Genomic DNA, 447 nt, shown 5'->3' with positions numbered 1-447 from the left:
AATACTTGCAGGCAAAGTGGATGGCACAGATTCTGCAAAGTGCGGATAATGACTTACGGTATCGGCATTCCTGGTATGGGAATGGAGACTACGACCCACCGCATGTACTTTACGGTATGGAGGTGTCGCGGAATCACCTTGATCAGGTCTTGGAGTATTTTGAAGGCCGTGCAATTGTTATTCCTGAGTTTGACGAAAATAATCCAGGAGCTGAAAATCCTTTATACCTTAAAAATAAGGATGAAGTTTTGGAAAGTTAGAAACACGAAAATAATTAGTTCAATAAAGTCTACATCTTTAAGGGTTTATTCATAAGGGACTTAGGTAGGTTCTTTATGAATCCCCTTGTGTGGGATTTCTTAAGGAAATAACTATATGGTTTATGAAAACGAACATGAAGATGAGTTCATTGTTCCGGTGTTCACTCAGGAGAGCGGGTACTGGGAG

General features: G+C 40.5%; 1 pseudogene. It reads left to right on the top strand.

The features are described from left to right. A pseudogene (locus HMPREF2554_RS03045) lies at nucleotides 1-260 on the top strand (hypothetical protein); the annotation flags it as partial. Nucleotides 261-447 lie beyond the last annotated feature (187 nt).

Source organism: Rothia sp. HMSC071F11, assembly GCF_001809115.1.
GTDB classification, from domain to species: Bacteria; Actinomycetota; Actinomycetes; order Actinomycetales; family Micrococcaceae; genus Rothia; species Rothia dentocariosa.
Note: the sequence above shows the minus strand (reverse complement) of the source record. Positions and strands in the feature narration are given on the sequence as shown.